Genomic DNA, 26,654 nt, shown 5'->3' with positions numbered 1-26,654 from the left:
GAAAGCTATTGCGGGCTGGCTTGCGGATCGATTTCCATCGGCCCGTCGTCCGCATTATTCTGGTCATCCGCCGGACCCGCCATGGCCTTTGCATCTTCCAGATTTTCAACGTCTAGCGAAAATCCTTCGGTTTTGCCGGCAACTTCTTCCACACGCTTATAGGGCGTCAGCAGATTGCGAAATTGTTCCCCCAATACCTTGTCCACCGCCGGGGCAATTTCGGCAACTTTGTAGCGCATATAGCCGCCCACGACGTAGGAGAAACTGATCTTTGTCGCCGCGCTATCTTTCGACCGCTCCATCGCGACGGTGAGCGTGCCCGTCACCGCTTCGGACTGCAGCGGGCCCAAGGCGCCTTGCATACGCAGAACCTTGGGGGGTTGCGCGAATATCACGCGCATATGTTCGACGCTGCCGACCGTTTTCAGCCTATCATCGTCCCCTTTTTCCTGAAACAGTTCACAAAAGCAGCCATTGGCCTGGGCATCGATGTAGAAGCCTTCGGTCGACCCTGACCAGCTATGCGCCTTGTTCCACCAATCCTTTGGCGCGACCAGGCGTTTCCAGATGTCATCCGGTTGTGCGTCCACGGTTGCAATATGGACGATATTGAATCCGCTTTCGGACGATGCTTTGACTTCGGCAAAGGCGGGCGATGATAATGCAGCCAGTGTCGGCGCGGCGAAAAGAAAAATTTTCATATTCAGGTTTTTGGCTTTTCGCGAACCCAATCGCAATAGCCAAAAACCATTTTCAGCCAATGATGGCTTCGATCGCCCTTGTTACATCCTCGATCGCGCCCATTCCATCGATACGGCGCACGAGGCCGCGTGCTTCGTAAATGGGTAAAATAGGTGCAGTTTTGGCACGATATTCCCCCATCCGCGTTCGCACTGTTTCTTCATTATCGTCAGGACGGCGTTTGAATTCTGTCGCTCCGCAATTGTCGCAGACCCCTGCGGCCTTCGGCAGTTTATAGCGGTCATGATAGCCTTCACCGCATGAAGCGCATGTGTAACGGCCGGTAATGCGATCCACCAAAGCGTCTTCGTCTACTTCCAACTCGATCACATAATCCAGTGTCCGACCGCGTTCCGACAGGATCCGGTCGAGCGAATGGGCTTGTGCAGCGGTGCGGGGGTAGCCGTCAAAAATCGCCCCTTGGTCCTGAGGCATTGAATCCAGCTTTTCACCAATCAGATCATCAACAATATCATCCGAAACAAGACCCCCTGAATCCATGACAGACGCGACCCGGTCCCCCAAGGGAGTTCCGGCCTTGCGCGCGGCGCGCAACATGTCTCCGGTGGAAAGCTGTGCCATGCCGAGAGTATCGACCAAATGGCTGGCTTGCGTGCCCTTACCCGCGCCCGGCGGTCCCAACAGGATGATATTCATGAAACGCCCTACCCCCAATCGTTCCGACAACGCGCCTCTTAACGGGCGCGGCCACCCTTCAGTTTCGCCTTTTTGAGCAAGTCACCATATTGGTGTGCCAACAAATGGCTTTGTATTTGAGAAATGGTGTCGATCGTCACATTGACCAAAATCAGCAGGCTTGTCCCGCCGACAGCAAACACACTTCGCAAGCCGGTAGCGCCCAAGACATAATCGGGCAGCAAGCATACAAGCGTCAAATAGGCAGCGCCCAAAACCGTAATGCGCGTCAGCACGTAATCCAGATAGGATTCAGTATTTTTTCCCGGACGAATCCCCGGTATAAAACCGCCTGCTTTCTTAAGATTTTCCGAAGTTTCTTCCGGATTAAAAACCACAGCCGTGTAGAAAAAGCAGAAGAACACAATTCCAAGGCCATAAAGCAAAAGATAGATTGGCTGCCCATGTTGCAAATATTGATTGAGCGTAATGATGAAGTCACCAAACGCACTTTCCCCCGCGACCTTGTTACCCAATAATTGCGTGATCGTAAGCGGCAGCAGCAAAAGCGACGAAGCAAAAATTGGCGGAATAACGCCCGCAGTATTGATCTTGAGCGGCAAATGGCTCCGATCCGCCTGCATCATGCCGCGCTGCGTCGCACGCTTTGGATATTGAATCAGCACACGACGTTGCCCGCGCTCCATAAAGCATATGATGAGCGTCAATCCGACAAACATGCCGATGAAACCAATAATCAGAAAACCGCTGATCGATCCGGTGCGCGCACCTTCGAGAAGATTGACCACCAGACGCGGCAATTGCGCCACAATCCCTGCCATGATGATGAGTGAAATACCATTACCAATACCGCGTGATGTAATTTGTTCGCCCAGCCACATAAGAAACATGGTGCCGCCAATCAAACTGATTGTCGCGACAATGCGGAACATCAACCCGGGTTCGACAACCGCACCAATACCATTGGCCGCCGCAAGACTTTCGAGGCCGGCAGCCAGAAAATATCCTTGCAACGCCGTCAGGAAAACCGTCCCGTACCGCGTATACTGGTTAAGCTTCTTGCGTCCGCTCTCGCCTTCCTTCTTGATGGCCGCGAGTGTCGGGGACAATGATGCTGCAAGCTGTACGACGATTGAAGCCGTAATATATGGCATGACGCCAAGCGCGATAAGGCTCATCCGCTCAAGCGAACCGCCTGAAAATGTATTGAAAATGTCAAGAACGCCCCCGCTCGCATTATTGGCATAGAGCGCGGCCTGGGCAATCGGATCAACGCCAGGCAGAGGAACGAAGCTGAGAAGCCGGAAAACGATGAGAGCACCGATGGTAAACCAGATGCGGTTCTTCAATTCTGTCGCTTGCCCGAACTTCGAAAGATTGAGGTTCGAAGCCATTTGGTCGGCCCGAGATGCCATGTGTTACTTTCCTTATTCCCGGATCAGAAGCGCTTCACACGATCAGTTCAGCAACACCAGATCCCAAATTTTGCCTGACACTCATCGGCTATCCTCCGGAAATGTCAAACCCCGCCAGCCCATATCGGGAAGCGGGGCTGGCATGACAAGAGCGAAGTCGTCGCCGCCTGTCTTATTTTGCGCTTTGGGCATTCTTCGCGGCGTTTTTAACCGACGATTTTTTCGCCGCCGCCTTTTCTGAAGCCGAAACCTTGACCAGAATGTCAACCTTGCCACCGGCCTTTTCGACAGCTTCAACAGCAGCCTTTGAGGCACCGGCTACAGAGAAGTTCACTTTTGAAGTGAGTTCGCCCTTAGCCAGCAAACGAACGCCATCCTTGCCACCGCGTGCCAGGCCAGCGGCCTTGAGCGCGGCGTGGTCTACCACTGCCTTGATGTCGATTTTCTTGGCGTCGATGAACTTCTGGATCATGCCCAGATTCACTTCGGCATGGTCTTTGGCAAAGATATTGTTGAAGCCGCGCTTCGGAATACGCATGTGAAGGGGCATCTGGCCACCTTCAAATCCGGCAATCGAAACGCCTGAGCGGCTGGTCTGGCCCTTTTGACCGCGACCCGAAGTCTTGCCCTTGCCCGAACCGATACCACGGCCCACGCGCATACGGCGATGGCGGGCGCCTTCATTATCCTGGATGTCATTCAATTTCATGTCGTGCACTCGCTTTCGCTTTACTACGCGCTGATGTTTCGGATCCGCCTGTCAGGGCCTTTCCCGCTTTTCCGACCCCGTTCGCATCGAGCGAAGTCGAGATGCCTCAAGGTTACACACTACCGGTTGGTGTCTCGACTATGCTCGACACAAATGGATATGTGCTTCACCCTTTGGCGATTTACCCTACCACTTCTACCATGTGCCGGACCGTCTGGATCATCCCGCGAATTTCGGGGGTGTCTTCCAGTTCGACAACGCGGTTCATCTTGTCGAGGCCAAGCCCCTTCAAGGTCGCGCGCTGCGATGCGGGGCGGCGGATGGGTGAACCGATCTGCTTCAGTTTGATCTTCGCCATGTCAATTACTCCGCAATAGCTTCGGCGTCGGCTTCAGCAGACTTGCTGCCACCGCGACCCAAAAGATCGGCGATTTTCTTGCCGCGACGCTGCGCCACCGATTTCGGGCTTGTCTGGTCAGACAAGGCCGCAAAGGTTGCGCGGATCATGTTGTAGGGGTTTGACGTACCAACCGACTTGGTCACAACGTCTGCAACGCCCAGCGATTCAAACACAGCGCGCATTGGACCACCGGCGATGATACCCGTTCCGGCAGGTGCCGAACGAACGGTGACGTTACCGGCACCAAAATGGCCGCGGCCATCATGATGCAAGGTACGGCCATCCTTCAATGGAACGCGGATCATGGACTTCTTCGCAGCCGCAGTCGCCTTGTTAATGGCTTCCGGCACTTCGCGTGCCTTGCCATGGCCAAAGCCTACGCGGCCCTGCCCGTCACCAACGACGACAAGTGCTGCAAAACCAAAACGCTTACCGCCTTTAACGGTCTTCGAAACGCGGTTGATGTGCACGAGCTTTTCGATCGTGCCATCATCTTCTTCCTGTGCAGGGCGACGATCGTCACGACCGCCACGGCCACGACCGCGACCTTCGCCACCGCCGCCGCCACGACCACCGCGTCCGCGACGCTGGCCCTCACCGGCTGCTTCTACCGGAGCGCCACCGTCAACGACTGGCGCATCTGTCTGGGTATTTTCGTCAGCCATCATCAGAACTCCAATCCGCCTTCGCGCGCCGCATCGGCAAGCGCCTTGACGCGACCGTGGAAGAGGAAACCACCACGATCAAAAACTACGCTGGAAACGCCAGCTTTCTGGGCAGCAGCCGCAACGCGCTTGCCGACATCGGCAGCCGCTTCTGCGGTCGAGCCGTTCTTCGCCTTGACATCCTTGTCCAGGGTCGATGCCGAAGCAACGGTCACGCCCTTACTGTCATCGATGATCTGGGCATAGATATGGCGACCGGTACGATGCACCGAAAGACGCGGACGGCCAGCAACCTGGGCCCGTAACTTTGAACGAACGCGCAGGCGCCGCTTTGCAAAAAGAGATAGGTTCGCCATGGCTTACTTCTTCTTTCCTTCTTTGCGGAAGATATATTCACCACGGTATTTGATGCCCTTGCCCTTATAAGGCTCCGGCTTCCTCCAGCGGCGAATTTCGGCAGCAACCTGACCGACCTTCTGCTTGTCCATGCCCGAAATTTCCACCGTAGTGTTATCGGGCGTTTTGATTTCGATACCTTCAGGGATCGCGAAATCGACATCATGGCTGTAGCCAAGCTGCAATTTCAACATCTTGCCCTGTGCATTTGCACGATAGCCGACGCCGGTGATTTCGAGAACCTTGGTAAATCCTTCGGTCACACCAGTGACCAGATTTTGCACCAACGTCCGCTGCATCCCCCAGAAAGCGCGAGCCGCCTTGCTGCCATTGGCAGGCATGACTGATAGGCCTTCGTCCTTCATTTCATAGGAAATGAGGTCGCTCATCGGCATTTTGAGTTCGCCCTTGGGGCCCTTCATCGACAGCGTACCGGCATCCATGCTTGCAGTAACGCCAGCAGGAATCGGAACAGGTTTCTTACCAATGCGGCTCATCAGAATACCTCCGCCAGGATTTCGCCGCCAACGTTCTGGGCGCGCGCTTCGGCGTCGGACAGAACGCCCTTTGGCGTCGATACGATGGTGATACCCAGACCGTTGCGGATGACGGGAAGCTCCTGGCTCCCTGAATATACGCGGCGGCCGGGTTTCGAGACGCGGGCAACATGCTGAATAGCAGGTGCGCCTTCGAAATATTTCAGTTCGATACGCAGGCCGAGATGCTGGCCAACGGTCTCTTCGCTGTACCCGCGAATATAACCTTCACGCTGTAGAACATCGAGAACACGGGCACGCAGCTTGGACGCGGGAGAAACGACAGAGTCTTTCTTCGCCCGCTGGCCGTTGCGGATACGGGTGAGCATATCACCCAAAGGATCGGTCAATGACATCTTCTTCTATCCTTACCAGCTTGACTTTGTGACGCCCGGGATCAGGCCCTTATTGGCCAGATCACGCAGTTGGATACGGCACAGCCGGAACTTGCGGTAATAAGCACGGGGGCGACCGGTTGTTTCACAACGGTTGCGAACACGATGCGGATTTCCGTTGCGCGGAATTTCCGCCATCTTCAAACGGGCGATCAAACGCTCGCTTTCGTCCAGCGATTCATTCTTCGCCATCGCCTTCAGCTTCGCATAACGACCGGCATATTTTTTTGCCAGCTTCTTGCGACGCTCATTCTTGTTTATGGAGCTCAGTTTAGCCATTATGCAGCCGCCTTTTCTTCAGCTTCTTCTACAGGGAAGGGGAAGCCGAACAGCTTGAGCAGTTCGCGCGCTTCGTCGTCCGTGTTTGCCGAAGTCGTTACGATAACATCCATGCCGCGCACCGTATCAATGGCGTCATAGCTGATTTCTGGGAAAATGATCTGTTCTTTCAGGCCCATGGCAAAATTGCCACGTCCGTCGAAGCTCTTCGGGTTCAGGCCACGGAAGTCGCGGATACGCGGCATTGCGATGGTCACCAGACGGTCGAGAAATTCGTACATCTGGGCGCCGCGCAGCGTGACCTTCACGCCGATCGGCATGCCTTCACGCAGCTTGAAGCCTGCGATCGACTTCTTCGCCTTGGTGATGACGGGCTTTTGACCAGCGATCAATTCCATCTCGGCAAGCGCGGTCGTAACCTTCTTCTTGTCCTGCGAACCTTCGCCCACACCCATGTTGAGTGTGATCTTTTCGATTTTCGGCACAGCGAAGCGGTTGGTGTAACCGAATTTCTCGGTCAAGCCTTTGACGATCATGTCGTCATAACGCTGCTTCATGCGCGGAGTATATTTCTTATCAGCCATTGATCGTCTCCCCGGACTTCACGGCCACACGGACCTTTTTGCCGTCCTTGGTTTCAACGCGAACGCGCGTCGCCTTGCCCGTCTTGGGGTCGGCCAATGCAACATTCGAGATGTGCAGCGGAGCTTCAAAGCGGTCGAGACCACCCTGAGGATTTGCCTGGCTAGCTTTGCGGTGACGCACGGCAACATTGACGCCGGATACGACGACCTTGCTGTCCTTTGGCATCACGGCGGTTACTTCGCCCGACTTGCCCTTGTCCTTACCGGCGAGCACGACAACCGTGTCGCCCTTTTTGATTTTAGCGAGAGCCATTTTTATAGCACCTCCGGTGCCAAGCTGATGATTTTCATGTGGTTCTTGGCGCGCAATTCGCGAACAACCGGTCCGAAAATACGGGTGCCAATCGGCTCCTTGTTGTTGCCGATCAAAACAGCAGCGTTGGAGTCGAAACGAATGACCGAGCCATCGGCGCGGCGGATGTCTTTGCGGGTGCGAACGATGACAGCCTTGTGCACGTCGCCTTTCTTCACCTTGCCACGCGGTGCGGCTTCCTTGATCGACACTACGATAATGTCGCCAACGCCTGCAACGCGACGCTTGGAACCGCCCAGCACCTTGATGCACTGAACGCGCTTTGCACCGCTATTGTCTGCGACATCGAGATTGGATTGCATCTGAATCATGGGATCAATCCTCCGTCGTTGCAGCAGCGACAGGAGCCGCAGCAGCGTCAGCTACCAGGCGCCAGGTCTTGTTCTTCGAAATCGGCGCACACTCTTCGATGCGGACGACTTGGCCTTCCTTGACGACGTTGTTTTCGTCATGGGCGTGATATTTCTTCGTGCGGCGGATGATCTTGCCGTAAAGCGGGTGCTTTACCTTGCGTTCGACCAGAACGACAATCGTCTTGTCATTCTTGTCGGAGACCACGGTCCCGGTGAGAATACGTTTTGGCATCGGTTCGCTCCTTATGCCGTTGCTTTTGCAGCGGCGGCTTGACGCTCGCCTTGCAAAGTTTTGATGCGGGCGATGTCACGACGCACTTCACGGACGCGGGCCGGCTTTTCCATCTGGCCGGTGGCCGATTGGAAACGCAGGTTGAACGCTTCGCGCTTCAGTTCGCCGAGTTGAACGGCGAGCTGGTCGTCTGTCTTGACGCGCAGATCTTCAGTCTTGCTCATCTTATGATGCTCCCAGATGCGAGGTGTCGCCGAGACGCGCCACGACCTTGGTCTTGATTGGCAGTTTCATCGCAGCGCGCTGGAAAGCGACGGCCGCGATCGGGCCGGGAACGCCGTCCAGTTCAAACATGATACGGCCGGGCTTGACCTTGGCGGCCCAATATTCGACCGAACCCTTGCCCTTACCCTGACGGACTTCGGCAGGCTTCTTCGTGACCGGAACGTCCGGGAAGATGCGGATCCACAAACGTCCCTGACGCTTGATGTGGCGCGTAATCGCGCGGCGAGCCGCTTCGATCTGGCGTGCGGTAATCCGCTCGGGTTCCAGTGCCTTCAGGCCATAGGAGCCGAAGTTCAGATCCGAACCGCCCTTGGCTTCGCCTTTGATGCGGCCCTTGAACTGTTTGCGGAACTTGGTTTTCTTTGGTTGCAGCATGTCTAGTTCCTAAACTCAGCGGCGATCGGACTGCGGACGGACGCCGGAAGTCTGCGCTTCCATCATCAGCCGGTCGGTTGCCATCGGGTCATGACCCAGGATTTCGCCTTTGAAGATCCAGCACTTGATGCCGATGATGCCATAAGCGGTCAAAGCTTCGGCTTCGGCATAGTCTACGTTCGCACGTAGGGTGTGCAGCGGAACGCGGCCTTCACGATACCATTCGACGCGGGCAATTTCTGCCCCGCCCAAACGGCCACCGCAGGTGATCTTGATACCTTCCGCACCCAGACGCAGAGCCGACTGAACGGCACGCTTCATGGCACGACGGAATGCGATACGACGGATCAACTGGTCGGCAACACCCTGTGCAACAAGCTTGGCATCGACTTCCGGCTTGCGGATTTCGACGATGTTCAGCGAAACGTCGGCGCTGGTGAACTGGTTGATCTGCTTCTTCAACTTCTCAATGTCCGCACCCTTCTTGCCGATGATAACACCGGGACGGGCAGCATAGATCGATACGCGGCAATTCTTTGCCGGACGCTCGATCACCACCTTCGAAATCGCTGCCTGGGGCAGGGTTTCGAAGATGAACTTGCGGATCTTGATATCTTCCAGAAGCATGCGGCCATAGTCCGCACCTTCGGCGTACCAGCGGCTATCCCATGTCCGGTTGATTTGCAGGCGAAGCCCGATAGGATTTGATTTTTGACCCATGACTTACGCCTCTTCTTGGGCTTCGCGTACAACGATACGCAAGCGGCTGAATGGTTTAACAATCCGGCTCGATTTACCACGACCACGGGCCATGAAACGCTTCATGGTCAGTGCCTTGCCAACACTCGCTTCGGCAACAAACAGGCTGTCGACATCAAGATTGTGATTGTTTTCGGCGTTCGCGATAGCTGATGCCAGAACCTTGCGGACATCAGGCGCCATGCCCTTGGTCGAGAAGGTCAGGATGTTGAGCGCGTCTTCGGCCTTTTTGCCGCGGATCAGCGCAGCAACCAGGTTCAGCTTTTGCGCCGAACCACGGATGGTGGTGCCGACGGCCAAAGCCTCATTGTCGGCGACGCGACGGGGTGCGGATGCCTTGCCCATTAGCGTTTGCCCTTCTTGTCTGCGCCATGGCCGTGATAGGTACGCGTAGGAGCGAACTCACCCAGCTTGTGGCCAACCATGTCTTCATTCACCGAAACGGGAATGAACTTGTGGCCATTATAGACGCTGAACGTCAGGCCAACGAATTGCGGCAGGATTGTCGAGCGGCGCGACCAGGTCTTGATCGGCGCAGCTTTCGCGGCATCCTGAGCGGTTTCTGCTTTTTTCAGCAGATAGAGGTCAACAAACGGACCTTTCCAGACGGAACGAGACATGAGTTACCTCTTCTTCTTAGCATGCCGCGAACGGATGATCATCCGGTCGGTCGACTTGTTGCTGCGGGTACGCGCACCCTTGGTTGGCTTGCCCCAAGGCGTAACCGGATGACGGCCACCCGAGGTACGGCCTTCACCACCACCATGGGGGTGATCGACTGGGTTCTTTGCAACACCACGGGTCAGCGGGCGAATGCCGCGCCAGCGATTGCGGCCAGCCTTGGCGAGCGTGGTGTTCGAATTGTCCGGGTTCGACACAGCGCCAACGGTGCCCATGCAGGTCCCGAGGATGTAACGCTGTTCACCCGAATTCAAACGCACGATAACGCGTCCACCGTCACGGCCGACGAGTTGCACATAGGTGCCTGCCGAACGGGCGATCTGGCCGCCCTTGCCGGGCTTCATTTCGATGTTATGGCAGATGGTGCCCACCGGCATCTGGCTCAGCAACATGGCGTTGCCTGGCTTCACGTCGGTCTTTTCACCGGCAACAACGCTGTCGCCAACGGCGAGGCGCTGCGGCGCGAGGATATAGGCGAGTTCGCCGTCTTCATATTTCACAAGCGCGATAAACGCCGAACGGTTGGGGTCATATTCCAGACGCTCGACCGTTGCAGGCATATCCCATTTGCGACGCTTGAAGTCGATCAAACGATATTTCTGCTTGTGACCGCCACCGATGCCGCGCGAGGTGACATGGCCTTTATTGTTACGGCCGCCAGTTTTGCTCTTGCCTTCGGTCAGCGCCTTGACGGGCTTACCTTTATAAAGGCTCGAACGATCAACAAGCACAAGACCGCGACGGGCGGGGCTAGTTGGTTTGTAGCTTTTGAGTGCCATTTTCCTGCCCTTAAATTCCGGTGGTCACGTCGATGCTCTGGCCTTCAGCCAAAGTAACGATCGCTTTTTTGACGTCCGAACGCGTGTAGGGCTTGCCCTTCCAGCGCTTGGTTTTGCCTTTTTGCACCAGCGTGTTGACGTTCAGAACCTTGACGTCGAACAAGGCTTCAACAGCGGCCTTGATCTGCGGCTTGGTCGAATTGCCGTTTACCTTGAAAACAACGGCGTTGTTTTCGGACAGCAGCGTCGCCTTTTCAGTGATGTGCGGGGCAACGATCACGTCGTAATGACGCACGTCGATTGCTTTATCCTTAGCCATTAGTTGGCACCTCCCGTGAGGGCGAAGCGTGCTTCAAGCTTTTCAACCGCAGCGCGGGTCAAAACCAGAGTGTCATGCTTCAGGATGTCATAAACATTCGCACCAACGGCAGGCATCACATTGATGCCGACCAAATTAGCCGAAGCCAGACGGAAATTGTCGCTGACGGCGTCGCCATCGATAACCAGTGTCGACTTGCCGAAACCGAGCTTGCCCACTTGACCCTTGAGCGCCGCGGTCTTTGCAGCAGCCAGATCGAGATTTTCAAGAACGATCAACGAACCAGACTTGGCCTTGCTCGAAAGCGCCATCTTCAGACCCAGTGAACGGATCTTCTTGTTCAGCGACGGGTTAAAGTCACGCAAACGGGCACCATGGGCCTTACCACCACCGATGAAGATCGGGGCAGCGCGGTCACCGTGACGGGCCGTACCGCCACCCTTCTGGTTGCCGAATTTCTTGCCGGTACGGGCAACATCCGAACGCTCACGCGTTGGGCGGGCCGTTCCGCGGGCCTTTTCACGCTGCCATGTAACAACACGATGCAGAATGTCTGCGCGCGGCTCTAGGCCGAACACATCGTCATTCAGATCGATGTCGCCCTTGGCTTTGGCATCGAGGGTTTGAACCTTGAGCTTCATGGCTTAGCCCTCCTTCTTTTCTTCACCGGCATCGGCAGCGGGTGCTTCATCAGCAGCAGCTTCGACAGCGGGAGCAGCTTCAGCGGCAGGCGCTTCGGCTTCTACGGCGGGAGTGTCGGCAACGACCTCTTCAGTGGCGACGACGATTTCTTCTTCGACCACAGGAGCTTCATTGTCATTCTTCAGCGCACCGGGAAAAGGTGCCTCCGAAGGAACAGGGTGCTTGACGGCATCACGCACCATCAACCAGCCATTTTTCGCGCCGGGAACAGAGCCCTTCACAAAGATGAGACCGCGCGCCACATCGGTGCGGACAACCTCAAGATTTTGCTGGGTGCGTTGACGGTCGCCCATATGGCCGGCCATTTTCTTGTTCTTGAACACCTTGCCCGGATCCTGGCGTTGACCAGTCGAACCATGGGCACGGTGGGTAATCGACACACCGTGCGATGCACGCATACCGCCGAAACCCCAACGCTTCATGGCACCGGCAAAGCCCTTACCCTGCGTGTGGCCGGTAATGTCGACCAACTGACCATCAACAAAATGGTCAGCAGAAAGCGATGCGCCAACAGGCAGAAGGCCGTCGGCATTATCAACGCGGAATTCGGCAACGCGCGCCTTGGGCTCAACCTGTGCCTTGGCAAATTCGCCACGTTGCGGTTTGTTTACATTTTTCGCTTTACGGGCGCCGGCACCAAGACGAACAGCAAAATAGCCGTCTTTTTCCTGACTGCGGGCTCCGACCACTTGGCAGCCTTCCAGCGCCAAAACGGTCACGGGTACGTGGCGGCCATCTTCATTGAAGAGGCGCATCATACCCATCTTTTTCGCGATCACGCCAGTACGCATGATCCATACTCCAACTTATGTCAGAGGCCCGGCTGGCAGGATTGCCAGGAGGGCGTGACGCCTAAATCCAGCCCTGAATTTTAAAGCATGCCCCGTCCGGGCTAGGCACCGATGGCTCAATAGGAGAGCCATTCGGTAAGACGGGGAACGCAGCCCGGGCAAATCCTTGGAGGATTCTCCGGCGGTATTCCTATGTCCTCAGGGCCGAAGCCCCAATTCGTCATGCTGAACTTGTTTCAGCATCTTAATTAAGACCCTGAAACGAGTTCAGGGTGACAGCTGATTTTTACGCCAGCTTAATTTCGACATTCACACCGGCGGCAAGGTCAAGCTTCATCAAAGCATCAACGGTCTGCGGCGTGGGCTGCACAATGTCGAGCAACCTTTTGTAAGTGCGAACTTCGAACTGCTCGCGTGACTTTTTGTCGACGTGCGGTCCACGGTTTACCGTGAACTTTTCGATACGGGTAGGAAGTGGAATGGGTCCACGGATAAGCGCGCCAGTGCGGCGTGCAGTGTCTGCGATATCGCCAGTGGCCTGATCGAGAACGCGATGGTCAAATGCTTTCAGGCGGATGCGGATATTCTGCGTTTCCATGGGTTCACCAAATTCCAAATTCTATCAATATCAAAGAGCCGAAAAACAGCATGTCCGACTTGCCTTTTGGAAGCCGGAGCAGCTGTTCTGAAAATCTAATAGCCGGCCCGCCCGAATCAGAGAATCGGGCGGGATGCGCGGCCTATATTACTTAGAGATTGCGCTGACAACCCCTGAACCGACAGTACGGCCACCTTCGCGAATTGCGAAGCGGAGACCTGGGTCCATAGCGATTGGTGCAATCAGCTTAACCGAGATGGTTACGTTGTCGCCTGGCATAACCATTTCCGTGCCTTCAGGAAGGATCACTTCGCCGGTTACGTCGGTTGTGCGGAAGTAGAATTGCGGACGATAGTTCGCAAAGAACGGCGTGTGACGGCCGCCTTCATCCTTCGAAAGCACGTAGATTTCTGCCGAGAACTCGGTGTGCGGCGTAACCGAACCGGGCTTGCAGAGAACCTGACCACGCTCAACTTCTTCACGGCCTACGCCACGAACAAGCGCACCAATATTGTCGCCGGCACGGCCTTCGTCGAGCAGCTTGCGGAACATTTCAACGCCGGTAACGGTCGTTTTCTTTGTGTCCTTGATACCAACGATTTCAACTTCTTCGCCAACCTTGACGATTCCGGTTTCAACGCGACCGGTCACAACCGTACCACGACCGGAGATCGAGAACACGTCTTCGACTGGCATCAGGAATGGCTTGTCAATAGGACGGTCAGGCTGCGGAATGTAATCGTCAACAGCCTTCATCAGCGCAAGGATCGATTCCTTGCCGATATTGTCGTCACGGCCTTCGAGAGCAGCCAAAGCCGATCCCTTTACGATTGGAATATCGTCGCCTGGGAAATCATAGCTGGAGAGAAGCTCGCGCACTTCCATTTCAACGAGTTCGAGAATTTCTTCGTCGTCGACCTGATCAACCTTGTTCATGTAAACAACAAGCGATGGAACGCCAACCTGACGGGCAAGCAGGATGTGCTCGCGAGTCTGTGGCATCGGGCCGTCGGCTGCGTTCACAACGAGGATCGCGCCGTCCATCTGGGCAGCACCGGTGATCATGTTCTTCACATAGTCAGCATGGCCTGGGCAATCGACGTGCGCGTAATGGCGTCCAGCAGTTTCATATTCAACGTGGGCCGTCGAAATGGTGATGCCGCGCTCACGCTCTTCAGGTGCCTTGTCAATGTTGGCAAAATCAACAGCAGTACCGCCAAATGCGTCTGCCATGATCTTCGTGATCGCTGCGGTCAGCGTTGTTTTACCATGGTCAACGTGACCGATGGTGCCGATGTTGCAATGCGGTTTCGTCCGCTCAAATTTAGCCTTTGCCATTTTATCAAACCTTCTTTCGATTAGGTAATATATTGATCAGTTGGGACGACGCCTGCTGAATCAGGCGCCGCCCTTAATCCGCTTTTGCCTATCAGGCAAGCTTCTCCTTGATTTCCGCTGCAACGTTTGACGGAACTTCATCATAATGATTGAAGAACATCGAATAGTTGGCACGCCCTTGCGTGAACGAGCGGAGCTGATTTACATATCCAAACATGTTAGCCAGCGGCACCATAGCCTCAACAACCTGAGCATTACCGCGGCTGTCGGTGCCCTGGATTTGACCACGACGCGAATTCATATCGCCGATGACGTCGCCCAGATATTCTTCCGGAGAAACAACTTCAACCTTCATGATCGGTTCGAGCAATTTGATACCTGCCTTCTGCGCGGCTTCACGCATACCGGCACGGCCAGCAATTTCGAAGGCCAGCGCCGACGAGTCGACGTCATGATAGGCACCGTCATAGAGGATGATTTCGAAATCGATGATTGGGAAGCCGATGAGCGAACCTGATTCGGCAGTCTCGCGCATGCCTTTTTCGACCGAGGGGATATATTCCTTCGGAATATTACCGCCCTTGACTTCATCCTTGAAGGTGATGCCCGAACCGCGTTCGCCCGGTTTTACGGTGAACTTGATGCGGCCGAACTGACCCGAACCACCCGATTGTTTCTTGTGGGTGTAATCAATGTCGACTTCGCGGGCGAGATATTCGCGATAGGCAACCTGCGGCGCACCGACATTGGCTTCTACCTTGAATTCACGACGCATACGATCGACGATGATGTCGAGGTGAAGTTCGCCCATGCCCTTGATGATCGTTTGGCCCGATTCATGATCGGTCGATACGCGGAACGAGGGATCTTCAGCCGACAGACGATTAAGCGCAATGCCCATCTTTTCCTGGTCAGCCTTGGTCTTGGGCTCCACCGACAATTCGATAACCGGATCAGGGAATTCCATCCGTTCAAGAATGATCGGAAAACGTTCGGCGCACAGCGTGTCGCCGGTCGTTGTTTCTTTCATACCGGCAAGCGCGATGATGTCGCCTGCAAATGCCTCGTCAACGTCCTTACGTTCGTTGGCGTGCATTTCAAGCATACGGCCGACTTTTTCCTTCTTGTCCTTGACCGAGTTCAGATAGGTGCCCTTGACGAGCGAACCTGAATAGATGCGGATGAAGGTCAGCGAGCCCACAAACGGGTCGTTCATGACCTTGAAGGCCAATGCCGAGAACGGGGCATCGTCAGCTGGCGGACGGCTGTCTGGTTCCAGCGTATCCATGTGCACGCCCTGAACATCTTCGATGTCGAGCGGCGAAGGCAGATAATCCACCACTGCGTCGAGCAGAGGCTGGACGCCCTTGTTCTTGAACGCAGAGCCACAGCAGACAGGGACAAATGACTGGTTGAGCGTACCCTTGCGGATCAGGGCCTTCAACGTTGCAACGTCAGGCTCATTCCCTTCCAGATAGGCTTCCATGGCGTCATCGTCCTGCTCGACAGCAAGTTCGATCAGATCGCTACGATATTTGGCGGCTTCAGCGGCCAGATCAGCGGGGATTTCTTCGAAGAAAAAGTCTGCACCCAGGCTTTCATCTTTCCAGATGATCGCGCGGTTGTTGACCAGATCGACCAGACCTTTCAATTCGGATTCAAGGCCGATCGGAATGTAAAGCACCGCAGGCTTTGCGCCGAGACGGTCGATGATCGACTGCACGCAATATTTGAAGTTCGCGCCGGTCCGGTCCAGCTTGTTGATGAAGCACATGCGCGGAACGCCGTATTTGTCAGCCTGACGCCATACGGTTTCCGATTGCGGCTCCACACCGGCAACACCGTCAAAGCACGCAACCGCACCATCGAGCACGCGCAGCGAGCGTTCAACTTCAATGGTGAAGTCAACGTGGCCGGGGGTGTCGATGATGTTGATCCGGTGATCGTTCCAAAAGCAGGTGGTGGCAGCCGACGTGATCGTAATCCCGCGTTCCTGCTCTTGCTCCATCCAATCCATGGTAGCAGCGCCATCATGGACTTCACCGATCTTGTAAGACTTGCCGGTGTAAAAAAGGATACGCTCGGTGGTCGTGGTCTTACCGGCGTCGATGTGCGCCATAATACCGATATTACGATACATATTCAGTGGATGGCTGCGTGCCATGATCGTTACTCCGAAGTGTGGACCGCCAATACGGCCCTGTTTAGGTTACCAGCGGTAATGTGCGAATGCACGGTTGGCTTCGGCCATACGGTGCGTATCTTCCCGTTTTTTGACAGCGTTGCCGCGATTTGACGCAGCATCCATCAACTCACCGGAAAGACGGGCGGCCATAGTGGTTTCGCTGCGGTTACGTGCGGCCGAAATCAACCACCGGATCGCCAATGCCTGCGCGCGTTCGGGACGCACTTCGCAAGGCACCTGATAGGTGGCCCCGCCAACGCGGCGGCTGCGGACTTCGATGCCGGGCTTTACGTTATCAAGCGCTTCATGGAAGGTCTGCAACGGATCTTTCTTCGCGCGCGATTCTACGGTTTCCAATGCACCGTAAACGATACGTTCTGCTGCGGACTTCTTACCGTCCAGCATCAGGTTGTTCATGAATTTCGAAAGCACGATATCACCGAATTTGGGATCCGGCAGAATGATGCGCTTTTCGGGACGACGACGACGTGACATATTGTATTTCCTTTATCTCTGTGGACCGCTTGGCCGCACCGAAGCGCGCCAAACCGATCCGCCAATGGGAAGCGGTACGAATTACTTCGGACGCTTTGCACCATATTTGGAACGCGATTGCTTGCGGTCCTTGACACCCTGCGTATCGAGCACGCCGCGCAGAACGTGGTAGCGCACACCGGGAAGGTCGCGAACGCGACCGCCACGGATCAGCACAACGCTATGCTCTTGCAGGTTGTGGCCTTCGCCAGGGATGTAGGAAATAACCTCGCGCTGGTTGGTCAGACGGATCTTCGCAACCTTACGCAAAGCCGAGTTCGGCTTTTTAGGGGTCGTCGTGTACACGCGGGTGCAAACACCGCGCTTTTGTGGATTTTGGTCCATCGCAGGGACCTTGGACTTGGTCTTCTGCGGTGTCCTGCCCTTGCGGACCAGCTGGTTAATCGTTGGCATATCTTCACCTTTGTTAAGCGGTTACTTTAGGTGGCAAGGCGTTGTTGCGGTGGAGGCTCAGCCTTTGATCCACCCGACCTGACACATAATGTGCGAGCTATATTGATTTTTCACGACGCATTCGGGAATCATCCCCAATCCGCCCGCGAAGGCGCGCCATTAGCGCCGGTTTGGTTTTGGGTCAAGGTTCAACAAAATAATAGTGGAGGCACACCGCACATCTCAAGATTGCCGTTCCACCAGCACCGCATTCTCCACCCGTATCCGCCACCACAACAATGCCGCGTTCAGGACCGAAAATGTAATCGCCATCGCCGGCGCACCAAGCAGCAAGGGCAGCAGGGCGATTTCGACGATCACCAGCGCATAATTTGGATGCTTGATAAACCGGTACGGCCCCTTTTTGACCCTGGGGAAGTGCGGCGCGCTGATGATGCGGGTGGTCCACCAGCGGCCGATACTCGCCAACGTCCAGAAACGGAACGTCTGGCTGGCGATAAAGGCGTTGAGGAGAAACAGGCTGGGCTGGGTTTCGGGAACTGCAAAGAGCGCGATCGATATCAGCCATCCGCCGTGTAATATAATGAACAAGGGATAATGGCGCGCGCCATGTTCCTGACCCCCTTCAGACAGCAAACGCCGCGTATTGGCGTTTGCATAGACAAGCTCCGCCAGCCGTTGAATGACGACATAGGCAAACACGATCTGCGCCCATAATGGCCAGTCTAAAACAGTCATGGCCGCAATACTCCCATCGCGCCGACAAATCCGGGACCAAGCGCGGTCATCAACATCGGTTTGGTCACCGGTCCCTTCGCCAAAATCCGTTCGAGGACGAACAGGACGGTCGGCGAGCTCATATTGCCATGATCGCGCAGAATCGCGCGCGTTTCGTTCAGGTCATCGCCGATATAGTCCGCCAGCGCATCGACGACACGGCCACCACCGGGATGGCAGGCCGATTCTGCCATATCCGCCTTGTCCAACCCTTGCCCGGCCAGAAACGCATCGCAAGACGGCGCGAAATGGCTGTTCACAAATTGCGGAATATTGCGCGACAGCACCAGATCAAAGCCTGTATCGCCAATTTCCCACCCCATCATGTCAAGCGTATCCGGCCAGATATGACTCGCAAAGGCCGATATTTCGGGGCCTTCTCCTTCACCGATCACCACAGCAGCGCAGCCATCGGCAAAAAGCGCGAGCGCAACCATGTCCTTCTTGTCCATCCGGCTATGGTCATAGGCAATGCTGCACAGTTCGAGGCTGACGAGCAACACGGGCTTTTCGGGCGATGCGCGATACAAATCGGCGGCCACGCCAAGTCCGATGACGCCGCCTGCACAGCCATAGCCAAATAACGGTATGCAGCGTGTGTCCGGCGCAAAGCCCATTGTCGCAATCATCCGGCTCGGCAGGCTGGGCGTCATCGTACCGGTCGTCGATACAAAGACAATCTGGCCAATGTCGGCGGCGGTTAAACCTGCCTTTTCAAGCGCTATTGATGTTGCGGCCTGAAACATTTGGGACGCCGTTTCCTGATAGACACGGGCGCGGTCCGGCCATGATCGTTCGGAAAAATAATATTCCGGCGGCATCGCAATGTGCCGCTTTAATATTCCGGTATTACCCAGAATATCGGCGAGCCGCGGCGGCAAATTCGTGCCTTTGGCCTGCGCGAGGATTTCGAGAACCTGTTTTTGGGTAATCGGATGTGCAGGCAAAGCCGTGCCAACGGCACGCAAACGGGGGGGGAGAGACATCATAAGTTCCAAATGTTACACAGGCCGGGGGCAAAGAGCCAGCAATCATATAGCAACAAAAGATATAAACATAGTCTTACAATGTATGTGATTGTAAGGTTAGGTTTTTTGGAATTGAGGGCTGTGATGTGGTGCTGAAATGGTACCTTTGTTCGGGTTTTTGGCGGTGTTATGGTTTTTCGGGAAAGGTGACGGGGTGCGTGAGGGAAATCTTTGAGTTGACCTTATCCGGGGATAGTTTCACGCAAAGGCGCGAAGATTTTCAAGAGGGCGGTTGCCTAATGAATATGTCACGCGCGCTTTGGCGTGAGTGACTTTGATGCGCTTGACTGACCTCTTAAAAACCTTCGCGCCTTTGCGTGAAATATTCTGCATTTTTGAACACATGAAGCAGAGTTTCAACAACCGTCCTCCATTCCCCCTACACCAACACAAAACCGTCACCCTGAACTTGGTTCAGGGTCTATCTATCAGCCCATTTCTGCCTTGTCGTGGCTCGCCGAGTGACGACGTGCGGTTGGATTTGCTTTCTTGCGGTGGGCGGGCGGCGCGATGGACCCTGAAACAAGTTCAGGGTGACGGGACGGGGATTCATGGTGACGGTTCGGGAGGTTCAGGGTGGCGGGAGCGAGATTTCAGCCCGCTAACTCCCCTCCCGCACGCGGGAGGGGGATTGGTTTGCACAAAGATTTGGTGAACAGGCGACGCTCTTTTTACTCTCTCTGCGTTCCTCCGCGGACTCTGCGTGAACCTATCAACGCCGCTTTTTTTGGTTCACGCAGAGTTCGCGGAGTTCGCGGAGGAGGTAGATTTCATCCTGAACCTTCGTTCCCTTCCCGTTGAATCCTATTTACCCGTCACCCTGAACTCGTTTCAGGGTCTTAGTATTGCGGCGTTGAAAACTAAGACCCTGAAACGAGTTCAGGGTGACGGAGATTTGGGTTTCGGGGTGACGCGAGCGAGATTTAGTATCTGCTACTCCCCTCCCGCCTGCGGGAGGGGCTGGGGGAGGGTGACACGGCGAAGTCGCAAGGCGTGCCTTCGGCCCGCCCCCTCCCCTAACCCCTCCCGCAGGCGGGAGGGGGATTTCTGCCTTTTGTTTCCCTAACCCGACACCCGTCCCCACGGCCCCTTGATCGCCAGTGTCATCGCCGGTTCGTATAGGTTTACGAACAATGTCGATCCATCAGGTGAAAAACAGCCACCGGCAAATTCGGTCTGCACCTTGCTTCGGGCGACCATATAGGTTTCACCTTTGCCATTCACCCCGCGCAGATGATTGGCGGATATGTCGGTATATTGGTCTTCACACACCAGCAGATGCCCATTGGGCATGATGGCCAGATTGTCGCCATAATTGTAAAAGGCAGGGTTGGTTGATTCCATATGCAGGTCAATCAAACCGGGTGCATCGGTTTCACCAGACGCACCTTCGTTCACTGACGGAACATAGCGGAAAATCTGCCCATATTTCGCAGCCCCGCCATTGGTGCAGGCAAAGAACAGTTCGCCTTTGCCCCAGAAAATCCCTTCGCCACGCGCAAAGAGCGCCGCGCCTTTGGCCGCGCCCTGTTTCCGCAAATCATCATAGGGGCTTTCGGGGTCGGTCAGCGGTATCCAGCGCACTTTATATTGCCTGCCTTTGCTAACCTGCGCTTCGGCCCAGTTGCGCGAATCCGTGATGCCGGTTTCGACAAAGGCCAGTGCTTCCAGACGTCCGCCCTTGGCAAATTCGCCCTTTTGGTTGGGCAAGAACCGGTATAATAATCCATCGCCGCGATCTTCGGTCAGATAGGCGATGCCGGTGCGCGGATCGACGCACGCAGCTTCATGGTTGAAACGGCCCATATCTTTAAGCGGCACAGGGTCGACGAGCCCCCTTGTTCTTGGCGACACTTCAAAAATATAGCCATGATCCTTGCCCACCCCATTTCCGGCACGGGTGACATTTTCTTCGCAGCTCAGCCAACTGCCCCATGGCGTGATGCCGCCCGAACAATTGCGGATTGTGCCCGACAGGCTAAGCCACTCCGCCTCCCGCCGCCCCGTTTTCATATCATAAATCAGGGTCGTTGTACCGCCGGGCAAAGGCCGGGATTTGTCATCGGCCATTCTGTCATAGGTCAGAATATCCTGCGGAACGTTCCCCGTAAAAGGACCAGAGCCATATTCGTCGACGCTCAATTCATGGTTGCGGACAAGGGCAATCTTGCCCTTCCCCAAATCAATCGCCCCCATGCCATCGGCGGCATTGGGAACCAGAAAACCGTCATCCATGATATTGCCCAGCCGCGAGATAACCCGATAGTCAAACCCCTTGGGCAGATCGATCAGATTGTCAGGGTCGGGCACCAATGGCCCATAGCCTGTAACCTCGTTCATACCGGCGACGGGCGCCTGCGCGATCAACCGTGCGGCAAGTCCGGCAAAGGCGATGCTGCCAAGGCCGAAACCCAATTGGCGGCGGGTGAAGTTCATGAAAGGCTCCTTAACTTTGCAGGCTTTAGGCTGCACCCGAAAGATGACAATGCCGTTTCACCTTGATAGAGCGCTGGCAAATCAAACCAAAGGCTTTTGTTACCCATGACCGTTCGTACCCGCGTAGCACCCTCGCCCACTGGTGACCCCCATGTCGGCACCGCTTACATCGCGCTCATCAATTATTGCTTTGCCAAAAAGCATGGCGGCGAATTTCTGCTGCGTATCGAGGATACCGATCAGGCCCGGTCAACGCCGCAATCGGAAAAGATGATATTGGATTCGCTGCGCTGGCTGGGACTTAGCTGGGACGAGGGCCCCGATGTCGGCGGCCCCCACGGACCCTATCGCCAATCCGAACGCAGCGCGATCTACACCGAACATTGCGACCGGCTGCTGGCCGACGGCCACGCATTCAAATGCTATTGCACATCGGAAAAGCTGACCGCGATGCGGCGGCACCAGGTCGCCGCCAAACAGCCGCCGAAATATGACGGCAGCTGCCTGTCGCTGACCGATGCCGACCGCGCCAAGCTGGATGCCGAAGGCGTCAGCCATGTCGTCCGCATGAAAATCCCGACCGAAGGGAAATGCGTGGTGCACGATACGCTGCGCGGCGAAATCGAATTTGAATATGCCGTCGTCGATATGCAGGTGCTGATGAAGTCGGACGGCTTGCCGACCTATCATCTGGCCAATGTCGTCGACGACCATTTGATGGGCATCACCCATGTCATGCGCGGCGAAGAATGGATATCGTCTGCGCCCAAGCATTTGCTGCTCTATCACTATTTCGGCTGGGAACCGCCGGTGCTGACGCATCTTCCCCTGTTGCGTAATGCCGACAAGTCGAAACTGTCGAAGCGCAAGAACCCGACCTCGATCCTGTTTTACCAGCGTGCCGGCTATCTGCCGCAGGCGATGCAGAATTTCCTCGGCCTGTTCATCAAGAGCGCGAGCGAGGAGGATGAAAAAACCAGTCTGCAAGATTTGATCGACGGTTTTGACGTCCACAATATTTCGCTGGGCGGGCCTGTGTTCGATACATCCAAGCTCGACTGGCTCAATGGCCGCTATCTGCGCGAAGAACTGGATGTAGGCCAGTTTCTCGATGCGGTGAAGGCGTGGGCGCTGAACGACGCCTATCTGACGCCGATTGCCGAAATGGCGCAGGCGCGGATTACGAAATTGTCGGATCTGGGTGGTCTGGTTGGTATGTTCTTCATGAACCGTATCGATGGCCTGACCGCCGACGCCTTGCGCGATGGCGTGAAGATCGAACAGGACCAGCAGCGCGCAGCCTATATGCTGGCGCTGCAGCAATTTGACGGCCTGATCGAATGGAACAAGGAAGGTGTCGAAGCCACCCTGCGCCGCACCGCCGAAGTGCTGGAAACCAAGCTGAAGGATGTGATCCGGCCGATGTACATTGCCATAACCGGCCAACCGCAGGGCGTGCCGCTGTTCGATGCCATCGTCCATCTGGGCCGCGACATCATCCGCGAACGCCTGCGCCATGCGATGGAATTGCTGGGGCCTGCGAGCAAGAAGGAGGTCGAAGCCTGGGCGGCGTTGCTGACGGCGGAAAAAGCAGAATGATGTAAAAGAGGCGGGAGAAGGGGAGAGCTAAGTTTGTGAAGACAGAACTTGCTAACATTGAGGGGCCGATTCAGATGACCTTCAACTTGGGTTTGGAAATTCATCGGGACGTCGGGCCGGGTTTGATCGAATCCGTTTATGGAAGTTGTGCCATGCTCAAAGACGAAATGCAGCGCATCGCAAACAACCGGCATTCATGACCCACACCGCGCCCTCCCCTTCTCCCGTCTCTTTTACAAGATTTAGCCGAGCGGCATCCCATGCCTGACATCCAACTTCATGAAAGCTGGAAAGCGCCGCTTTTGCCCGAATTTTCTTCGGACTATATGGCGGCGCTCCGGCAGTTTCTGGTGTCGGAAATGGCGGCTGGCAAGACCATCTACCCCAAGGGCAGCGAATGGTTCCGTGCACTGGACCTCACGCCGCTCGACAAGGTGCGGGTCGTGATCCTCGGGCAGGATCCCTATCATGGTCCGGGTCAAGCGCACGGCCTGTGCTTCAGCGTGAAGCCCGGTGTTCGCCCGCCGCCGAGCCTTGTAAACATCTATAAGGAACTGGAAAGCGATCTGGGCCTGCCCCGGCCGACGCATGGCTTTCTGGAACATTGGGCGCAGCAGGGTGTGTTGCTGTTGAACAGTGTCCTGACCGTCGAAATGGCAAAGGCCGCCTCGCACAGCAAAAAGGGATGGGAGCACTTTACCGATGCCGTCATCCGGCTGGTCGATGCCAAACCCGATCCGGTCGTGTTCCTCCTGTGGGGCAAACAGGCCGAAAAGAAGGCGGCTTTTGTCGACGGGTCGCGGCATCTGGTTTTGAAGGCGGCGCATCCTTCGCCTTTGTCGGCCTATAACGGCTTTTGGGGGTGCCGCCATTTTTCGCAAGCCAATGCTTTTCTGGAAAAGCACGGACAACCCCCCATCGACTGGAGCCTGCCTGATGTCGTTTGATGACCAGCCACACCGGCGGTTCAATCCGCTGAACGGGCAATGGGTGCTCGTCTCCCCGCACCGCGCCAAGCGGCCGTGGCAGGGGCAGCAGGATGAGCCGGACAATAGCGTGCGCGCCGCCTATGATGCCGGATGCTATCTGTGCCCCGGCAATGAACGTGTCGGCGGTGTGGCCAATCCGGACTATGCCGATGTGTTTGTGTTCGACAATGACTTTGCGGCGCTGATCCCCGGCGATGATGCGTCGGTGGACGGCGGAAGTTCACTGTTTCAGGCGGCGCCCGCCAACGGGACCTGCCGCGTGATCTGTTTCTCGCCCGACCATGGCAAGAGCCTGCCCGAATTGCCCGTGGCCGCGATCCGCCGCGTCGTGGACGTCTGGGCCGCGCAAGAAGAGGAACTGGCGAAAACCCACGCCTATGTGCAGATATTCGAGAATAAGGGTGCGATGATGGGCTGCTCAAGCCCGCATCCCCATGGCCAGGTCTGGGCTACAAGCTATGTTCCTGCTGAGCCTTTTCAAGAAAATATTACGCAAAAACAATGGTTTAATGAACATGGCGCATCGATGTTGCTGGCCTATGCTGAGGCCGAACATGCCGACGGTAGCCGCACCGTCGCCGCCAACACCCACTGGCTGGCGGTCGTCCCCTTTTGGGCAAGCTGGCCTTTCGAGGTCCTCCTCCTTCCCCTTTTTGCCGCTGCAAGCTTCAGCCGAATTAACAACGAGCAGCGGGACGCCCTCGCCGACATCCTGAAAGCCATCACCACAGCCTATGACAATCTGTTCCGGACCAGCTTCCCCTATTCCATGGGCTGGCACGGCGCGCCGTCGGCGGAACGGGACGCAGCCCACTGGCAACTGCACGCCCATTTCTACCCGCCCCTGCTCCGATCGGCCAGCGTCCGCAAATTCATGGTCGGCTACGAAATGCTCGCCGAAGCCCAACGCGACCTGACCCCAGAAACCGCAGCCGCCCGGTTGCGGGCCCAAAGCCCAGTCCACTTCCGGAGCATGACATGACCCCCGCCGACAACGCCCTGCGCCAACGGGTAACTTCAGCCTTCGAGGCACATTTTGCAGAACAGCCCGCTTATACTGTCCGCGCTCCCGGCAGGGTCAATCTGATCGGCGAGCATACAGACTATAATGACGGCTTTGTCCTACCCTGCGCTATCGGCCCTGCAACCATGGTCGCCGCCAGCGCCCGCACCGACGGCAAAGTAAATGTCATCGCTGCGGATTTTGAAGGTGCGACGGACAGCTTTGCTCTGGACCACATTACAGCCTCCACCCAAGGCTGGACCAATTATGTTCGCGGTATGGTCGATGCCCTGAAAAAAGCTGGGCTTCCTTTGGTCGGTGCCAACCTTGCCATAGCCGGCAATTTACCCAAGGGGGCCGGCCTGTCATCCTCGGCATCGCTGGAGGTTGCGGTGGGGCAGGCCATGCTTGCCCTGACCGCCACATCTGTCGATCGCACCCGCCTTGCACAGATTGCACAAGCGGCGGAGTGTGACTTTGTCGGCACCCAATGCGGTATCATGGACCAGCTCATTTCGGCTCAAGGCAAAGCCGGGAATGCGTTGCTGATTGATTGCCGATCACTCGCCCTGACCGACGCGCCGGTTCCGGATGATATGGCGATCATGATCGTGCATTCCGGCGTTACCAGGGGTCTGGTGGAAGGACATTATAATGAACGCCGTCGCCAATGCGAGGCGGCGGCAAAGGCAATGGGCGTCACGGCTTTGCGCGATGCCGACATGGATCTTCTGAACGCCACCCCATTGGACCCTATAACCTGCGCCCGTGCCCGCCACGTCATCGGCGAAAACAAGCGCGCTCTTGATGCGGCAGCCGCACTTGCCAAGGGTGACCTTGCAACACTTGGTGTTTTAATGGCGCAAAGCCATACATCGATGCGCGAAGATTTTGAAATTACGGTCCCTGCGATCGATCAGCTTGTTGCATTATTGCAAACAGCGATTGGGCCGCAGGGCGGCGCACGGATGACCGGCGGCGGCTTTGGCGGGGCTTGTGTAGCGATACTTGGCGCCGACAAGGTTGGCCATGTGCGCTCTGTAGTAGAACAGGGTTACCGAACACCCGATGGCGACCTGCCGCTGATACTTATCGAACGCCCAAGCCCCGGCGTTGCGATTTTAAGTTAAATAATGCGTCATGCGCCCCGCTTTGGATTGACATCAACAATCGAAAGCCGCTAAGCGCGCCGCCTACCCCGTGCCCAGATGGCGGAATTGGTAGACGCACCAGCTTCAGGTGCTGGCGCTGGTAACGGCGTGGAGGTTCGAGTCCTCTTCTGGGCACCATTTTGCGGACGTTGAGCCGCTTGATGCGAATCGCGTTA

General features: G+C 56.0%; 35 protein-coding genes and 1 tRNA gene. 5 read left to right on the top strand and 31 right to left on the bottom strand.

What is annotated here, in order from left to right; all coding sequences use genetic code 11:
• Positions 1-5 precede the first annotated feature (5 nt).
• The 31 genes from EUU23_RS13555 to EUU23_RS13405 form a co-directional block, all read right to left on the bottom strand.
• A complete protein-coding gene (locus EUU23_RS13555; RefSeq protein WP_160354580.1) occupies positions 6-701 on the bottom strand; it encodes a hypothetical protein in 696 nt (231 codons plus the stop codon).
• 52 nt (positions 702-753) lie between these two features.
• Positions 754-1,398, bottom strand: a complete 645-nt coding sequence (locus tag EUU23_RS13550; protein WP_160354579.1) for an adenylate kinase — start codon at positions 1,396-1,398, stop codon at positions 754-756.
• Between the two features lie 38 nt (positions 1,399-1,436).
• Positions 1,437-2,813 carry a preprotein translocase subunit SecY gene (gene secY, locus EUU23_RS13545; protein ID WP_160354578.1) on the bottom strand — a complete coding sequence of 459 codons (1,377 nt, stop codon included), beginning with the start codon at positions 2,811-2,813 and terminating at the stop codon, positions 1,437-1,439.
• Between the two features lie 172 nt (positions 2,814-2,985).
• On the bottom strand, positions 2,986-3,522 hold the full coding sequence (gene rplO, locus EUU23_RS13540; RefSeq protein WP_160354577.1) for a 50S ribosomal protein L15: 537 nt from the start codon (positions 3,520-3,522) through the stop codon (positions 2,986-2,988).
• A gap of 181 nt (positions 3,523-3,703) precedes the next feature.
• Positions 3,704-3,880, bottom strand: coding sequence for a 50S ribosomal protein L30 (gene rpmD, locus EUU23_RS13535; protein WP_160354576.1), 177 nt, complete (start codon positions 3,878-3,880; stop codon positions 3,704-3,706).
• A gap of 5 nt (positions 3,881-3,885) precedes the next feature.
• Positions 3,886-4,587: a 30S ribosomal protein S5 gene (rpsE, locus tag EUU23_RS13530; protein ID WP_160354769.1), complete on the bottom strand. Its 702-nt coding sequence runs from the start codon at positions 4,585-4,587 to the stop codon at positions 3,886-3,888.
• Between the two features lie 2 nt (positions 4,588-4,589).
• Positions 4,590-4,943: a 50S ribosomal protein L18 gene (rplR, locus tag EUU23_RS13525; protein ID WP_160354575.1), complete on the bottom strand. Its 354-nt coding sequence runs from the start codon at positions 4,941-4,943 to the stop codon at positions 4,590-4,592.
• A 3-nt stretch (positions 4,944-4,946) separates the two neighbouring features.
• The gene (gene rplF / locus EUU23_RS13520) at positions 4,947-5,480 is read right to left on the bottom strand and encodes a 50S ribosomal protein L6 (RefSeq protein ID WP_160354574.1); all 534 of its coding nucleotides are present in this window, start codon (positions 5,478-5,480) and stop codon (positions 4,947-4,949) included.
• A complete protein-coding gene (rpsH, locus tag EUU23_RS13515) occupies positions 5,480-5,875 on the bottom strand; it encodes a 30S ribosomal protein S8 (RefSeq protein WP_160354573.1) in 396 nt (131 codons plus the stop codon). The genes rplF and rpsH overlap by 1 nt, the downstream gene beginning before the upstream one ends.
• Before the next feature lie 12 nt (positions 5,876-5,887).
• Positions 5,888-6,193 carry a 30S ribosomal protein S14 gene (rpsN, locus tag EUU23_RS13510; RefSeq protein ID WP_160354572.1) on the bottom strand — a complete coding sequence of 102 codons (306 nt, stop codon included), beginning with the start codon at positions 6,191-6,193 and terminating at the stop codon, positions 5,888-5,890.
• Positions 6,193-6,777: a 50S ribosomal protein L5 gene (rplE, locus tag EUU23_RS13505; RefSeq protein ID WP_160354571.1), complete on the bottom strand. Its 585-nt coding sequence runs from the start codon at positions 6,775-6,777 to the stop codon at positions 6,193-6,195. Before rplE ends, rpsN begins: the two co-directional genes overlap by 1 nt.
• A complete protein-coding gene (gene rplX / locus EUU23_RS13500) occupies positions 6,770-7,090 on the bottom strand; it encodes a 50S ribosomal protein L24 (RefSeq protein ID WP_158902181.1) in 321 nt (106 codons plus the stop codon). The genes rplE and rplX overlap by 8 nt, the downstream gene beginning before the upstream one ends.
• 2 nt (positions 7,091-7,092) lie before the next feature.
• Positions 7,093-7,461, bottom strand: a complete 369-nt coding sequence (gene rplN, locus EUU23_RS13495; protein ID WP_125229589.1) for a 50S ribosomal protein L14 — start codon at positions 7,459-7,461, stop codon at positions 7,093-7,095.
• A gap of 4 nt (positions 7,462-7,465) precedes the next feature.
• Positions 7,466-7,735, bottom strand: coding sequence for a 30S ribosomal protein S17 (gene rpsQ, locus EUU23_RS13490; protein WP_143776724.1), 270 nt, complete (start codon positions 7,733-7,735; stop codon positions 7,466-7,468).
• Between the two features lie 11 nt (positions 7,736-7,746).
• On the bottom strand, positions 7,747-7,959 hold the full coding sequence (gene rpmC, locus EUU23_RS13485) for a 50S ribosomal protein L29 (protein WP_160354570.1): 213 nt from the start codon (positions 7,957-7,959) through the stop codon (positions 7,747-7,749).
• 1 nt (position 7,960) lies between these two features.
• A complete protein-coding gene (gene rplP / locus EUU23_RS13480) occupies positions 7,961-8,395 on the bottom strand; it encodes a 50S ribosomal protein L16 (RefSeq protein ID WP_158902175.1) in 435 nt (144 codons plus the stop codon).
• Between the two features lie 15 nt (positions 8,396-8,410).
• Positions 8,411-9,115: a 30S ribosomal protein S3 gene (rpsC, locus tag EUU23_RS13475; RefSeq protein WP_143776727.1), complete on the bottom strand. Its 705-nt coding sequence runs from the start codon at positions 9,113-9,115 to the stop codon at positions 8,411-8,413.
• A gap of 3 nt (positions 9,116-9,118) precedes the next feature.
• The gene (gene rplV, locus EUU23_RS13470) at positions 9,119-9,499 is read right to left on the bottom strand and encodes a 50S ribosomal protein L22 (RefSeq protein ID WP_160354569.1); all 381 of its coding nucleotides are present in this window, start codon (positions 9,497-9,499) and stop codon (positions 9,119-9,121) included.
• Positions 9,499-9,774, bottom strand: a complete 276-nt coding sequence (rpsS, locus tag EUU23_RS13465) for a 30S ribosomal protein S19 (protein ID WP_158902171.1) — start codon at positions 9,772-9,774, stop codon at positions 9,499-9,501. The genes rplV and rpsS overlap by 1 nt, the downstream gene beginning before the upstream one ends.
• A 3-nt stretch (positions 9,775-9,777) precedes the next feature.
• Positions 9,778-10,614: a 50S ribosomal protein L2 gene (gene rplB, locus EUU23_RS13460; protein WP_160354568.1), complete on the bottom strand. Its 837-nt coding sequence runs from the start codon at positions 10,612-10,614 to the stop codon at positions 9,778-9,780.
• A gap of 10 nt (positions 10,615-10,624) precedes the next feature.
• The gene (locus EUU23_RS13455) at positions 10,625-10,933 is read right to left on the bottom strand and encodes a 50S ribosomal protein L23 (protein WP_160354567.1); all 309 of its coding nucleotides are present in this window, start codon (positions 10,931-10,933) and stop codon (positions 10,625-10,627) included.
• Complete coding sequence (gene rplD, locus EUU23_RS13450) at positions 10,933-11,574, bottom strand: 50S ribosomal protein L4 (RefSeq protein ID WP_160354566.1); 642 nt, start codon at positions 11,572-11,574, stop codon at positions 10,933-10,935. Before rplD ends, EUU23_RS13455 begins: the two co-directional genes overlap by 1 nt.
• A 3-nt stretch (positions 11,575-11,577) precedes the next feature.
• Positions 11,578-12,426 (bottom strand): 50S ribosomal protein L3, encoded by an 849-nt coding sequence (gene rplC / locus EUU23_RS13445; protein WP_160354565.1) that lies wholly within the window; start codon positions 12,424-12,426, stop codon positions 11,578-11,580.
• Between the two features lie 286 nt (positions 12,427-12,712).
• Positions 12,713-13,024, bottom strand: a complete 312-nt coding sequence (gene rpsJ / locus EUU23_RS13440) for a 30S ribosomal protein S10 (protein ID WP_022672862.1) — start codon at positions 13,022-13,024, stop codon at positions 12,713-12,715.
• A 147-nt stretch (positions 13,025-13,171) separates the two neighbouring features.
• Positions 13,172-14,362, bottom strand: coding sequence for an elongation factor Tu (gene tuf / locus EUU23_RS13435; RefSeq protein WP_160354564.1), 1,191 nt, complete (start codon positions 14,360-14,362; stop codon positions 13,172-13,174).
• A 91-nt stretch (positions 14,363-14,453) separates the two neighbouring features.
• On the bottom strand, positions 14,454-16,526 hold the full coding sequence (gene fusA / locus EUU23_RS13430) for an elongation factor G (RefSeq protein WP_160354563.1): 2,073 nt from the start codon (positions 16,524-16,526) through the stop codon (positions 14,454-14,456).
• A 45-nt stretch (positions 16,527-16,571) separates the two neighbouring features.
• A complete protein-coding gene (gene rpsG, locus EUU23_RS13425; RefSeq protein ID WP_160354562.1) occupies positions 16,572-17,042 on the bottom strand; it encodes a 30S ribosomal protein S7 in 471 nt (156 codons plus the stop codon).
• Positions 17,043-17,123: 81 nt separating this feature from the next.
• Positions 17,124-17,495 (bottom strand): 30S ribosomal protein S12, encoded by a 372-nt coding sequence (gene rpsL, locus EUU23_RS13420; protein ID WP_143776737.1) that lies wholly within the window; start codon positions 17,493-17,495, stop codon positions 17,124-17,126.
• Between the two features lie 222 nt (positions 17,496-17,717).
• Positions 17,718-18,233 carry an isoprenylcysteine carboxyl methyltransferase family protein gene (locus EUU23_RS13415; protein ID WP_160354561.1) on the bottom strand — a complete coding sequence of 172 codons (516 nt, stop codon included), beginning with the start codon at positions 18,231-18,233 and terminating at the stop codon, positions 17,718-17,720.
• The gene (locus tag EUU23_RS13410) at positions 18,230-19,261 is read right to left on the bottom strand and encodes a type III polyketide synthase (protein ID WP_160354560.1); all 1,032 of its coding nucleotides are present in this window, start codon (positions 19,259-19,261) and stop codon (positions 18,230-18,232) included. The genes EUU23_RS13415 and EUU23_RS13410 overlap by 4 nt, the downstream gene beginning before the upstream one ends.
• A gap of 1,101 nt (positions 19,262-20,362) precedes the next feature.
• A complete protein-coding gene (locus tag EUU23_RS13405; RefSeq protein ID WP_160354559.1) occupies positions 20,363-21,736 on the bottom strand; it encodes an alkaline phosphatase PhoX in 1,374 nt (457 codons plus the stop codon).
• Positions 21,737-21,841: 105 nt separating this feature from the next.
• Here EUU23_RS13405 and gltX point away from each other — a divergent pair, with 105 nt between their 5' ends.
• The 5 genes from gltX (at position 21,842) to EUU23_RS13380 (ending at position 26,616) form a co-directional block, all read left to right on the top strand.
• On the top strand, positions 21,842-23,335 hold the full coding sequence (gene gltX / locus EUU23_RS13400; RefSeq protein WP_160354558.1) for a glutamate--tRNA ligase: 1,494 nt from the start codon (positions 21,842-21,844) through the stop codon (positions 23,333-23,335).
• 260 nt (positions 23,336-23,595) lie between these two features.
• Positions 23,596-24,282, top strand: a complete 687-nt coding sequence (ung, locus tag EUU23_RS13395; RefSeq protein WP_160354557.1) for a uracil-DNA glycosylase — start codon at positions 23,596-23,598, stop codon at positions 24,280-24,282.
• The gene (locus tag EUU23_RS13390; RefSeq protein WP_160354556.1) at positions 24,272-25,306 is read left to right on the top strand and encodes a UDP-glucose--hexose-1-phosphate uridylyltransferase; all 1,035 of its coding nucleotides are present in this window, start codon (positions 24,272-24,274) and stop codon (positions 25,304-25,306) included. The genes ung and EUU23_RS13390 overlap by 11 nt, the downstream gene beginning before the upstream one ends.
• Positions 25,303-26,457, top strand: coding sequence for a galactokinase (galK, locus tag EUU23_RS13385; RefSeq protein WP_160354555.1), 1,155 nt, complete (start codon positions 25,303-25,305; stop codon positions 26,455-26,457). Before EUU23_RS13390 ends, galK begins: the two co-directional genes overlap by 4 nt.
• A 72-nt stretch (positions 26,458-26,529) precedes the next feature.
• Positions 26,530-26,616 (top strand) — tRNA-Leu (locus tag EUU23_RS13380).
• Positions 26,617-26,654 lie beyond the last annotated feature (38 nt).

Source organism: Sphingorhabdus profundilacus, from assembly GCF_009769755.1.
GTDB lineage: Bacteria > Pseudomonadota > Alphaproteobacteria > Sphingomonadales > Sphingomonadaceae > Sphingorhabdus_B > Sphingorhabdus_B profundilacus.
This window is presented reverse-complemented; position numbering and strand designations above follow the sequence as displayed.